Raw genomic sequence first — 12,490 nt, 5'->3', positions numbered from 1 at the left:
ACTATTCCTCGTACAGGGACTCCAATTCGTCAATTAATGAGCCAACATAAGCTACCGCTTTGGAGATTGGTTCAGAAGTGGACATATCGACTCCCGCCATAGCCATTAATTCCAGCGGACTCTTGCTGCCTCCGGCTTTAAGGACTTGGAGCCAGCGGTCTACAGACGGTTGTCCTTCCTCGCGAATCAATTGTGCTGCAGCTGTTGATGCGGTCAGTCCTGCGGCATAAGTATATGGATAAAGACCCATATAATAATGCGGTTGCCGCATCCAGGTAAGCTTCGCTCCTTCATCGAGCTCGACCGCGTCACCCCAGAAATCGGATAGCACGGCACCTTTTAGCTCAGATAGCTTATCTGCGGTAATCGGCTCATCAGCCATCGCATGGCTGTATACCCGTCGCTGCATTTCCGCTTCCAGAAGGTGAGTCACGTAGTTATGGTAATACGTGCTCAGAAGCTGAAGAATAACAGAGCGCCGCATCCGCTTATCCTCGGATTGACTGAGCAAGTGATCCGCCAGCAGCAGCTCGTTCATCGTTGAAGGCGCTTCAATAAAGTACAAGGAAGGACGCGCATTGGTGATACGCTGATGGCTAGCAGCCAGCATCAAATGACCGGCATGCCCGACTTCATGCGCTAACGTGAAGGCATTGCGCATATTGTCCGCCCATGCCATCAGGATATAAGAATGTACTCCGTATACGGAGGAACAGAACGCGCCTGTAGATTTACCAATATTATCGGCATAATCCACTAAGCGCTTGGAGAACGTGGATTGAACGATCTCGCCGTATTCAGGACCCAGTATCGACAAAGCACTGGAAATTGTAGAGCAAGCTTCTTCATAAGTGATGCTTGGATTGAAATCCGTATCCATCGGCGCTTTCAAATCGCAGAACAGCATTTGATCCAGCCCAAGCACACGCTTCTTCAGCTTCATAAGTCTCCGCATATGCGGAGCTAACTCCGTCAGAATTGTATCATGGATATTGTTGTACATCTCCATGGTCACTTGCTGCGGCTTCAGCAGCATGTCCGTTACGGAATCATACCCGCGAAGCCGGGACATCACCACTTGCTTCTTCACTTCGGTGGCGTAAGCCTCTGCAAAGGTATGGCGCGATCCCTGCAGTGACTTCGTGAAGGAAGCATAGGCTTCGCGTCGAAGCTGCGTATCCTCGGACATTTCGTAAGAATTCTCGTACAAACGGAACGAGACCGGTTTGGTTTCGTCATTTACTCGAATATCGTCAAAGGTCATATCCGACAGCTTGCTGCGCAAATAGATGCGGTAAGGGGACCCAAGCACCTCTCCTAGCGATGCTAGCACGCTCTCCGTCTCAGGGCTCAAGCGGTGAGGTTTGGTTTCCAGCAACAATTTCAAGCTTCGGGCATATGGAACAAGCCCTTCTTCCTTCGTTATGTAATGTTCGATGGCGCCATCTTCGAGATCCAGCAGCTCCGATACAATAAACGTCAGAGAGGATTGGATGCGTGAGAGAACATCGCCCGTTTTGGCCGAATTCGCCAAGTTAGCCGGGTTGGTTCCGTCCTCCGATTGCCGTAATCTGGCATACGCTCCAACTTTGCTGATGCTTTCCATCAAAACTTCCTGTTCATTCAAGCATTCCAGAAGAATAGATGCACCCTCTCCCAGCCTACCTTTGAATCGTGTCAATTGAGCAGCTTGCGATTCAAGCGCTTTTAACCCCGCTTCGAATTCTTCTTGCGAGACAAACAAATCATCCAGATTCCAGGTTGCCTCGATTGGAACCTCACTTCGTGTCAGCAACTTCCCCATGGATACAACTCCTCTCGTGTCTTTTACTCTCGTGATTGACGACAGCATTTACTAATGAATAGCAACTGCATAACAATTCCATCATATCACAGTTTTTCAAGGGACCGTATCCGCTTTTCGGCCTTGACTTGGGACCATATTTATGGATATAGTTGTTCTATACTCTTATCTAAAGGAGAGATTTTGATGTCGGTGGTCGTTCTTAACTAACCAAATTTCATATGGATCGAAATGTAAAATTTTGGGCATTTCCTGTATTGGGATATGTTTATTTTTTGATGGATTTTCATTTCATCCGTTGAATTAGTTAAGAACTGCGGATATCAATTGAAGCCCCTTTAGGGTTTATTCAGATATGATATGGTCATCCGTGCTGAGTTCAGCGCGGATTTTTTGGGTCTCCCCTCTTTTATGCAAAAGGGTTATTTGGAGCTGTCCCATAACGCCATGCCATCGGAATAACGGTCTATGGGCGGAAAGCGAACCTTAGTAGTTCGCTTTCCGCCCTTTTTTGCATTGTATGCCATCCATTTTATAAATCAAAAGGAGAATGAAGCCCATGAAACCATTCGCATTAAACAAATTGGAGTATGAGAGAATACGCACCGAGCTTGAACGCTTTGCCGTATCGTATCTGGGAGTCGAGCATATTCAGAAGATGGCCCCCCTCACCCAGATGAAAGCCATCCACAATAAATTGAATGAAACGGTAGAAGCCAAAACTTTGCTCCATACCGGAGCCAGCGTACCTATTCCTTCACTGGAGGGAATAAAAATGGTCCTGGATTTGCTCGGTACCGGCTATGTCCTGTCTGAGCGTGATTTCGGGAATATGGTCCAATATCTGAGAAGCTGCCGCCAGCTCATTCAATATATGAATGCCAAGAACGACATTGCTCCATTGATCAGTTCCTACGCCTCTTCCATGCATGAACTGCGTCCGCTTCTGTCCGAAATCGAACGCAGCATTCACGGCGGACGTGTCGTGGATAGCGCCAGCAAAGATCTGGCAAAAGTCCGCAAAAAAATCATCATGACCGAGGAACGGATCAAGCGCAAGCTCGACAGCCTGATAAGCCGTTACAAAGGGATCATGCAAGAGCATGTCATCAGCAAACGCGGAGGACGTTACGTGCTGCCCATCAAGAAGGAGCACCGTAAATCCGTGAATGGCTCGATTCTGGATGAATCGGCCAGCGGACAGACCGTATTCATCGAGCCTTCCGACTTGCAGGCACTTCAGATGGAATTAACTCTCCTGCACGCCGATGAAGTTCGGGAAGAAACAAAGGTGTTGAGTGATTTAACCGCACTTGCCGAGCAATATCAATTCGAACTGAGAACCAATGCCGACATTGTTGGAGTCTACGATTACATCATAGCCAGAGGCAAGTATGCCATTTCCATCGGCGGGCGCAATGTGAGCCTGAACCAGGAAGGGTTCATCCATTTAAAATCCGCGGTGCATCCTTTAATCGGCTCCACCATGGTACCGCTGGACTTTACCATCGGGAAGCGGTATAAAACCCTGATCATTACAGGACCTAACACCGGCGGCAAAACTTCAGCGCTCAAGACGGTTGGACTCATTACGGTCATGGTTCAATCCGGTCTGCTGGTTCCTGTAGCGGATGGCAGCCATTGCGCCATCTTTGACGAGGTTTCCGTCGATATCGGAGACGGACAGAGCTTGGAGCATGCCCTCAGCACGTTCTCTGCACATATACGCAACATCCGCGACATTTTACAGACGGCTAGCCGGTCCACGCTCGTACTGCTCGATGAGATGGCGTCCGGAACGGACCCTGGTGAAGGCGTTGGATTGTCGATCGCCATTTTGGAGGAATTGAGTCAACGTCAAGCAACGGTTGTAGTCACCACCCATTTTACAGAAATCAAAAATTTTGCCGAGCGCACAGCCGGCTTTGAGAATGCCCGCATGGAATTTGACGCTGACACACTTGAGCCCCTCTATCGTCTGCGGATCGGTGAAGCCGGTCACAGTTATGCCTTTGTCATTGCCGCGAAGCTGGGTATTCCGGAGTCGATTATAACCAGATCACGTGAAATCACGGAAGCGGGAGCTGCAAGAGGCGACAAAGTCCTTAGAGATGATGTTCGCTCAGAGCCTAAAGCATGGGCAGAAGAAGCGAGTCTGGCAGAACACGTTACCTTACCGACAGGCGAACAGGATGAGCTAGTGATTGTTCAAGATCATGTAGATGTAGATGTAGATGAGGATTCTCCCTCTTCCCTCTATCAACTTGGCGATCGTGTCTATGTGCCTTATTTGAAACGTAGCGGAACCGTGTATGAGACCATGGACGGTAGAGGAAATATCGGTGTTATGATTCAGAAGGATCGACTGAAGATTAACCACAAACGACTGAAACCTTATATTGCCGCCAAGGATCTTTACCCGGAGGATTATAATCTTGATATCGTTTTTGAGAGCAAAGAGAACCTGAAGAAGCGTAAACTGATGAACCGCAAGCACGTTGAAGGACTGCAGATTGAAACGAAGCCGGAGTAACGAAGCTCTTGGGATGAGTCGCAGGATATCTATAAAAAATCCACAGGAATTGCGAGGAGAGATCACGATGAACATACGTACAGAAACCATAAACGATCATGAGAAGGTCCAGGACCTTCTCACTCAGGCTTTTCCCGGACAGGAAGAAGCGCTTCTAGTACAACGGCTGCGGGAAGACAAAACCTTTCAACGGGAATTGTCAATCGTTGCAGAAGAAGATGGGATCATCAAGGGACATATTATGTTCAGCCAGGCCAGCCTTATTGACGGCATTCATAGCCATTACGTGGCTGCGCTAGGGCCACTGGCTGTGCTTCCGGATTATCAACGTCAAGGGATCGGCGGAATTTTGATTGAAGAAGGCAAACGGCGGTGCCTCTCGCATGGCTATCCCCTTGTTTTTCTATTCGGCCATCCGGCGTATTATCCCCGTTACGGTTTTGTTCAGGCCAGAACCTATGGGATCGACTTAACGCAATTCACGGTTTCCGATGAAGTGTTCATGGTTGCCGAGCTTCAGCTAGGCGCACTCAACCACCTGCATGGCGAATTCCGTTTCCACTCCGCATTCGAAGATTTGGGGTAAGTCGAGCTTCAAAGTCCATATCATCCGAATAGGTATGGTCAAGCCGGGCAATACTTGGTGGCATTCAGCTTCTGATATGTTGTACAATAAAGTCTAAATGACTATTTGAAGGATGGTTTTCAACATGTATGTAGCTCAGGATTGGCAAGATTACGAGGTCATCGATACCGGGGGCGGGGAGAAGCTGGAACGCTGGGGCGACGTGATTCTCAGACGTCCGGATCCGCAGATCATATGGCCGATTGAACGTGAAGATGAACAATGGCGCAGTGTTCACGGACACTATCACCGCAGTTCGTCCGGCGGCGGGCAATGGGACATGAAAAAGCAGCTTCCGGACCGATGGACCATCTCATACGACCAATTAAAATTTCATATTCGACCAACCAATTTTAAACATACCGGTTTGTTTCCGGAGCAGGCAGCCAACTGGCGTTGGATGATGGATAAGATCGCCTCAGCCGGACGTCCGGTCAGCGTGCTGAACCTGTTCGCCTATACCGGGGGAGCAACCATCGCGGCCGCCTCGGCCGGAGCTCAGGTTGTGCATGTGGATGCTGCCAAGGGGATGGTTCAATGGGCCAAGGAAAATGCGGCATTGTCCGGCCTCGCCGACCGTCCTATCCGTTATATTACGGATGATGTATTTAAATTCGTGCAACGAGAGCAGCGTCGAGGGAACAAATACGATGCGATCATTATGGACCCTCCATCTTATGGCCGCGGTCCAAGTGGAGAAACGTGGAAGCTTGAACAAAGCTTGTACCCATTTCTCGAAAGCTGCATGAGCATTGTATCGGATAATCCGCTGTTTATGCTGATTAACTCCTATACGACCGGCATCTCCCCTACCGTTCTGAATAACATGCTGACCATGACCATGAAGCCGAAATACGGCGGTATCATCAGTGCGGGTGAAATCGGATTGCCGATTACCCGCTCCGGTATGAACCTGCCATGCGGCATCCTGGGTCGCTGGGAGTCCTGATTCGATGAGCAAGCGGGAACCAGCAGCATATCCGGTAGTGCCGATAATTTTCGAGGATAATCATGTGTTAGGTGTAACCAAGCCAGTAAACATCCCCTCCCAGGAGGATGCTACCGGCGATCCCGACATGCTGACGATTTTGAAACAGGATATCAAGGAGCGCTACAATAAACCGGGCAATGTATTTTTGGGGTTGGTTCACCGTCTGGACCGTCCGGTTGGCGGAGCGATGGTCTTTGCCAAGACCTCCAAAGCCGCATCCCGATTATCGGAAGCCGTCCGCAATCGCAGCTTCCGCAAGCAGTATGTAGCGGTCGTTCACGGGATTCCTTCGAAAACCTCAGGTCGGCTCGTAAATATGCTGTATAAAGATGTGAAAACCAACACCGTCCATGTCACCTCTAAAGATACCGACGGGGCCAAGGAGGCCATTCTGGATTACACCGTGCTCCAAACGGCGGAAGGCTTCAGCCTCGTCCTGATCGAGCTGCACACGGGCAGGCCACACCAAATCCGTGTACAGCTGAGCTATGCGGGACATCCGCTGTTCGGAGATCAGAAGTATGGAAGCAAGGTGAACAAAGCCGGGCAGCAGATTGCCTTATGGTCCGTATTGGTCGAATTTCCGCACCCCGTTACCAAAGAGGAAATCGCCATCCGTTCCATGCCGGCATCCGTCTATCCCTGGAGTCTCTTCTCCATGGACAAGCTGGAGGCCACATAACGGTTCTATACAATAGAACTCAAAAAAACGAAATCCATCCTTGGATTTCGTTTTTTCATGCCTCTGTTTCATCGTGGAAAATATTGTAATATTCTATCCCTCTATGATATTATATTATCCCTTTACTTTTATCAAAGAATACCAAAGAATAGTAAATATATTAGTTTAACATTATTTAGTTGATTTAGTCACATATGGAGGCAATACCTATGAGTGCCGCCAAGCCCACACATCCCTACCTGGTTGGGAACCCTCCAACGTCGCGGCTTTGTGGTTGCTTAAGTAATCCCATTACGTCTTATGAACATTCGAAATCGTGGTGTGACCATGATCTTGATGTTCAATAGAATGAAGATATGTAATAGCCCCCAAGGTAGCTGCCGTATGCAGTCGCACAGGGGCTTCTCTACGTTTGCAACGTCAACGTTAGCTTCAAGAACTCACGCCTCAACCAGAACTTCCTTTGGAGCTGTATTAATCTTCCCTAATAGATAGATAAGCAGCTGTTGATTATGCGAGGATATACGATTCAGAATTTGGGAAAGGTACTCATCCCTAACCTGTAATCCGCGCGTATATTCCTCTCGCCCTTTATAGGATATCGTCACCCAGACGATCCGTCTGTCATTTTCGTCCCGTTCCCGTTTGATCAATCCATTCTTCTCCATCCGGTCCAATAGCATCGTCACGGCTGCCGGACTTGTAGCCAGGTAAGGAATGAAATCGGAAGGTTTCATTCGCTCTAGCTCAGCAAGCACCTCCAGCACCATCAATTGCGATTCCGTCAATGTCGGTGCTAATCCGGCTTCCATATGGAGCTTATAATCCTTAGCCAGCTTGGACCACACCTTGGCGAATTCGGCAGTATGCATGTTTATCCCGTCCCTTCAATTATGTCTGTCATGATCAAACATCGGATACCATCCGTGGATGTTGCACTGTACTTCGATGAATGGATTTCGTTTTGAACCAAAGTCATGATTCCATAATAGTTTATAGGATTAACTTTTCGCGGGGGACCTCCTAATATCCTTCTTTTTTCGTTAAAAAATATAATTTCCAACCAACCGACAAAACCCGCCAGCCCTTATATGACGGCGTTTTTCAAGGTTCACCTCACTTCGACATAGACGGACATATGTCAAATAGTATAAATAACAGTTCAAATATTACGCAAACACAAAATATAGCAAAAGCACCTCGACAAATATCATCGAAGGTGCTTTTCATCCATCTATCTTACAACAAACTTGAAACTACCTAAACGAAGGATGTTCATTCATTCTTGTTTAACTTTCTTTGCCTAACTCCGCATGCGGAAGACTTACCACATCGACAATCTGTCCTTGCTTGCCAACATCGGCAAGCAGCTTGCCTATCGATTTACGTTCCGCGATCGGAACTTTCTCCGTCTGAATCAGATAAGCTTGCCCGTCTTCGCTGTACGCCATAATCTGCAGCGGTTCACGGCAATAGAAAGCACCGACAATGGCGCTGCCGTTAGGCTTCACCCGCTTGCCTTCCTTAAACTCAAACGTAGCCATTCCTTTTCCGCCGCGGCTTTGCGTCTGGTAATCCAACACCAAGCTGCGCTTACCATAGCCAAGATCCGTGATGGTTAAAATTTCACCCTCATCGTTCTCCACCCATAACGCTGCAACGACTTCGTCCCCGTCACGGAGTTGGATTCCCCGGACCCCGCCGGATACGCGTCCCATGGCGTTGACTTCCTGCTCATTAAACCGGATGCTCATCCCTTCTTTCGAGATCAGCACAATATCTTTACTGCTATCACTTACGACGACCTGGATAATGCTATCTTCCGCAGCAACCTTGGCTGCCGCAACAGCGCCAGCCCGCTTGGTGACATACTCCTTGAGTTCTGTGCGCTTCACCTGACCTTTGCGGCTGACGAACACAAGGGATTTGCCCTCTTCTTCAAAGTTCGAAACCGGAATGACCGATACGATGTGGTCTTCTTTCGGCACCTGAATCACGTTCACGATGGCCGTACCGGCATCTTTCCATTTGTATTCCGGAATCTGGTGAACCGGCAATAAGAAATACTGTCCACGGCTCGTGAATATGAGCAGATTCTCCAGAGTATTGACTTCAAACAGTCGGGTGATGTAATCCCCTTCCTTAACGCCTGAGCTTTCCAGCTCACCGCCGCTTCGGGTGAAGGATAACATGCTGGTACGCTTGATATAGCCTTCATTAGACAGAGTTACGAGCACGTCCTCGGCGTTAACCAGCACTTCCAGATTAACCTTGATCTCTTCCACTTCTTCCTGAATGACCGAACGCCGGTCGATGCCGTACTTCTCGCGAATTTCTAGCAGCTCTTTGCGAATGACGGCAATCAGTTTCTTATCGCTGTCCAGTATCGCACGCAAGCCCTCGATTTTCTTCGTCAACTCGTCCAGCTCTTTTTGCAGCGAATGAATTTCAAGGTTCGTAAGGCGGTATAATTGCAAAGTCAATATGGAATCGGCTTGTCGCTCCGTGAAACCGAACATCCATTGCAGATTGTTCTGGGCATCCTGGCGATTCTTGGACGCTTTGATCGCCGCAATGACCTCATCCAGTATATTTAATGCCTTCACCAGGCCTTCCAATACATGCGCCCGATCCTCTGCTTTCTCCAGTTCGTACTGCGTCCGGTGCGTGACGACTTCACGCTGATGCTCGATATAGGCGGATAACATGTCTTTAAGCCCCAGCTGTTGAGGGGTTTTATTCACGATCGCAACCATATTGAAGTTGTACGTAACTTGCAGATCGGTCTTCTTGAACAAATAAGCAAGAATCCCGTTTGCGTCGGCATCCTTCTTCAGCTCAACGACGATGCGAAGTCCTTCCCTTCCGCTCTCATCGCGAACCTCGGCGATGCCCTCGACCTTTTTCTCCAGTCGTATGTTCTCCATAGCGGTAACAAGCCGGGACTTAACAACCTGGTAAGGAATTTCCGTGATGACAATCTGCTGCTTGCCGCCGCGAAGCGATTCAATATCCGTCTTCGACCGCAGATAAACGCGGCCTTTGCCTGTCCGATAGGCATCCAAAATGCCTTCGCCGCCCATAATGATTCCACTGGTCGGGAAGTCCGGACCTTTGATAAAGGTCATAATCTCGGCCAGCTCAATCTCCGGCTTCTGCATGACAGCAATACAAGCATCGATCACTTCCCGCAGATTGTGAGGCGGGATTTCAGTCGCGAAGCCTGCGGAAATCCCGCTAGCTCCGTTCACTAGCAGATTTGGGTACCGTGAAGGCAGCACAACCGGTTCCTTAGCCGTGTTATCAAAATTATCCTTAAACAGCACGGTCCGCTTCTCGATATCCCGAAGCAGCTCCATGGCAATCCGCGACAATCTGGCCTCGGTATAACGCATCGCTGCTGCAGGATCATCGTCCTGGGAGCCCCAGTTTCCGTGACCATCTACAAGCACATGCCCCATCTTCCAAGGCTGAGCCATCCGAACCATACCTTCATAAATCGAAGAATCCCCGTGCGGATGGTAATTACCCATGACATCCCCGACCGTTTTCGCCGATTTACGATATGGTTTATCCGGTGTGTTACCCGAATCGTACATGGCATAAAGAATCCGGCGCTGAACGGGCTTCAGGCCGTCACGGACGTCCGGGATCGCCCGGTCCTGAATAATATACTTGGAATACCGGCCAAATCGGTCACCTACGACCTCTTCCAGATAAGCCGGTAAAAATTGCTCCGATAAACTCATTCCTTCACCTTCTATTCCTCAAACTCCGCGAAGTTGACATTTTCTACAATCCACCGCTTGCGAGGGTCTACTTTATCCCCCATCAGCGTAGACACACGACGCTCCGCTTTGGCAGCATCATCGATTTGTACCTGCAGCAATGTCCGTGTTTCCGGGTTCATCGTCGTTTCCCATAATTGCTCCGGGTTCATCTCGCCCAATCCTTTGTAACGCTGAAGTTCATAGTTCTTGAATTCCTTCAAGTAATTAGCCAGCTGCCCTTCTGTCCAAGCATACCGTACCGTCTCCAGCTTTCCGGACTTGCTTGCGATTTTATATAGTGGAGGCTGCGCAAGATAGACGCGGCCTTCATCAATCAGCGGTTTCATGTACCTGTAGAAGAACGTAAGCAGCAGCACCTGAATGTGAGCGCCATCCGTATCCGCATCGGTCATGATGATAATTTTCGAATAATTGCTGTCCCCGGCGGTGAACTCCGTACCGATTCCTGCTCCGATCGCCGCTACAATTGCACGGTATTCATCATTCTTCAGGATGTCGGCCAGCTTCGATTTTTCCGGATTCATCGGTTTCCCTTTAAGAGGCAGTATAGCCTGGATTTTTGAATCCCGTCCCTGCTTCGCAGAGCCGCCAGCGGAGTCCCCTTCAACAATAAACAATTCGGTTCTCGTAAAATCCTTGGACTGTGCCGGCGTCAGCTTGCCGCCCAGATTGGAGCTTTCGCTGCGCTTCTTGCCGGTGCGCATCTCATCTCTTGCTTTACGGGCCGCTTCACGCGCTTTGGAGGCCTGAATGGCCTTCTTTAACAGCGTTTGTGCGATCTGCGGATTCTCCTCGAGGAAGATTTGCATCTTCTCCGTGACAATGCTGTCAACCGCACTGCGCGCAGAGGCGCTTCCCAGCTGGTCCTTGGTCTGGCCGACAAATTCGACCTCAGCCATCTTAACGCTGATGACGGTCATCATGCCTTCCCGAAGATCATTCCCCTCCAGGTTCTTGTCCTTTTCCTTCAAAAGATTGTTCTTGCGGGCATAATCATTCATGACACGGGTATAAGCTGTCTTAAAACCCGTCTCATGCGTACCGCCCCCGCGCGTCGGGATGGAGTTAACGAATGAGGCCAGCGTTTCGGTATAGCCTGCATTATATTGAAGGGCGATTTCAACTTCGATATCATCCTTCTCCGCATAAAAATGGATCACATCATGCAGCACATCCTTGCCTTCATTCAAGAACTGCACGAACTGGCTTGCGCCGCCTTCATAGAAAAACTCTTCCCCGTTGCCGCTGCGCTCGTCTTTCAATACAATACGAAGTCCGGAGTTCAGGAAGGCAATTTCCTGTAAGCGCTCTGCAAGCGTGTCGTAGTTCAGGTGCGTTCCCGTGGTAAACACGCGTGCATCCGGTTTAAACGTAATCTTCGTCCCGGTTTTGTTCGTATTACCAAGCACTTCAAGGCCCGTTACCGGTTCCCCGACATGCTCTTTTCCTTTTTTGTCCTTCCAGTATTCAAACCGTTGGCGGTGAATTTTACCATCACGGTAAATTTCCACCTCCAGCCACTCGGACAGCGCATTGGTCACAGATGCGCCAACGCCGTGAAGACCGCCGGACTTCTTATATCCGGAACCGCCGAATTTACCGCCGGCATGCAAAATCGTAAAAACAACCTGCGGGGTGGGGATGCCTGTCTTGTGCATTCCGGTTGGAATACCGCGTCCGTTATCGTATACCGTCGCGGACCCGTCTTTATGCAATGTAATTTCAATTCTCGAGCAGTACTTGGCCAAATGCTCGTCTACGGCGTTGTCCACAATTTCCCATACCAGATGATGCAAGCCTGACGAGCTTGTGCTCCCTATGTACATGCCTGGCCGTTTGCGCACCGCAACGAGGCCTTCGAGCACTTGAATGTCGTCAGCATCGTATCCTGAACGGTTGTTACCGCCGTTCTTCGATGACTCTGCAAACATATCGATCTGTTCGACCATTCATGCTCCTCCTTCAATTTCACGTATCTAGTGTATTTCTATTTCTACATTTCAATATTTTAGAAGAACGCTGTTCTCTAAAAAATGCAAACAAATGTTTCATGCTTTGTCCATT

8 protein-coding genes and 1 pseudogene are annotated in these 12,490 nt (G+C 49.1%); 5 read left to right on the top strand and 4 right to left on the bottom strand.

The features are described from left to right. Window position 1: 1 nt before the first annotated feature. Window positions 2–1,804 carry an oligoendopeptidase F gene (gene pepF / locus MHH48_RS12310; protein WP_076321043.1) on the bottom strand — a complete coding sequence of 601 codons (1,803 nt, stop codon included), beginning with the start codon at window positions 1,802–1,804 and terminating at the stop codon, window positions 2–4. Between the two features lie 559 nt (window positions 1,805–2,363). Here pepF and MHH48_RS12305 point away from each other — a divergent pair. The 5 genes and pseudogenes from MHH48_RS12305 to MHH48_RS12285 all read left to right on the top strand — a co-directional run. Next, window positions 2,364–4,337 carry a DNA mismatch repair protein MutS gene (locus MHH48_RS12305; protein WP_076321042.1) on the top strand — a complete coding sequence of 658 codons (1,974 nt, stop codon included), beginning with the start codon at window positions 2,364–2,366 and terminating at the stop codon, window positions 4,335–4,337. Between the two features lie 67 nt (window positions 4,338–4,404). Next, window positions 4,405–4,923 carry an N-acetyltransferase gene (locus tag MHH48_RS12300; protein ID WP_076321041.1) on the top strand — a complete coding sequence of 173 codons (519 nt, stop codon included), beginning with the start codon at window positions 4,405–4,407 and terminating at the stop codon, window positions 4,921–4,923. Window positions 4,924–5,047: 124 nt separating this feature from the next. Beyond that, window positions 5,048–5,911: a class I SAM-dependent methyltransferase gene (locus tag MHH48_RS12295; protein ID WP_076321040.1), complete on the top strand. Its 864-nt coding sequence runs from the start codon at window positions 5,048–5,050 to the stop codon at window positions 5,909–5,911. 4 nt (window positions 5,912–5,915) lie between these two features. Continuing rightward, window positions 5,916–6,635 (top strand): RNA pseudouridine synthase, encoded by a 720-nt coding sequence (locus tag MHH48_RS12290; protein ID WP_076321039.1) that lies wholly within the window; start codon window positions 5,916–5,918, stop codon window positions 6,633–6,635. 225 nt (window positions 6,636–6,860) lie between these two features. Further along, window positions 6,861–6,921, top strand: a pseudogene (locus MHH48_RS12285) (hypothetical protein); the annotation flags it as partial. A 154-nt stretch (window positions 6,922–7,075) separates the two neighbouring features. Here the strand turns inward: MHH48_RS12285 and MHH48_RS12280 are convergent. From MHH48_RS12280 to parE, 3 genes are all read right to left on the bottom strand, one after another. Next, window positions 7,076–7,507 carry a MarR family transcriptional regulator gene (locus MHH48_RS12280; protein WP_076321038.1) on the bottom strand — a complete coding sequence of 144 codons (432 nt, stop codon included), beginning with the start codon at window positions 7,505–7,507 and terminating at the stop codon, window positions 7,076–7,078. A gap of 417 nt (window positions 7,508–7,924) precedes the next feature. Next, window positions 7,925–10,384 (bottom strand): DNA gyrase subunit A, encoded by a 2,460-nt coding sequence (gene gyrA / locus MHH48_RS12275; RefSeq protein ID WP_076321037.1) that lies wholly within the window; start codon window positions 10,382–10,384, stop codon window positions 7,925–7,927. Between the two features lie 11 nt (window positions 10,385–10,395). After that, window positions 10,396–12,375 (bottom strand): DNA topoisomerase IV subunit B, encoded by a 1,980-nt coding sequence (gene parE / locus MHH48_RS12270; RefSeq protein ID WP_076321036.1) that lies wholly within the window; start codon window positions 12,373–12,375, stop codon window positions 10,396–10,398. Window positions 12,376–12,490 lie beyond the last annotated feature (115 nt).

The organism is Paenibacillus sp. FSL F4-0100 (assembly GCF_037993005.1).
Taxonomy (GTDB): domain Bacteria; phylum Bacillota; class Bacilli; order Paenibacillales; family Paenibacillaceae; genus Paenibacillus_AQ.
This window is presented reverse-complemented; position numbering and strand designations above follow the sequence as displayed.

Bases quoted from the DNA above. Each gene is read 5' to 3' on its own strand.
- pepF (WP_076321043.1), bottom strand. From the start codon at position 1,804: ATGGGGAAGTTGCTGACACGAAGTGAGGTTCCAATCGAGGCAACCTGG.
- MHH48_RS12305 (WP_076321042.1), top strand. From the start codon at position 2,364: ATGAAACCATTCGCATTAAACAAATTGGAGTATGAGAGAATACGCACC.
- MHH48_RS12300 (WP_076321041.1), top strand. From the start codon at position 4,405: ATGAACATACGTACAGAAACCATAAACGATCATGAGAAGGTCCAGGAC.
- MHH48_RS12295 (WP_076321040.1), top strand. From the start codon at position 5,048: ATGTATGTAGCTCAGGATTGGCAAGATTACGAGGTCATCGATACCGGG.
- MHH48_RS12290 (WP_076321039.1), top strand. From the start codon at position 5,916: ATGAGCAAGCGGGAACCAGCAGCATATCCGGTAGTGCCGATAATTTTC.
- MHH48_RS12280 (WP_076321038.1), bottom strand. From the start codon at position 7,507: ATGCATACTGCCGAATTCGCCAAGGTGTGGTCCAAGCTGGCTAAGGAT.
- gyrA (WP_076321037.1), bottom strand. From the start codon at position 10,384: ATGAGTTTATCGGAGCAATTTTTACCGGCTTATCTGGAAGAGGTCGTA.
- parE (WP_076321036.1), bottom strand. From the start codon at position 12,375: ATGGTCGAACAGATCGATATGTTTGCAGAGTCATCGAAGAACGGCGGT.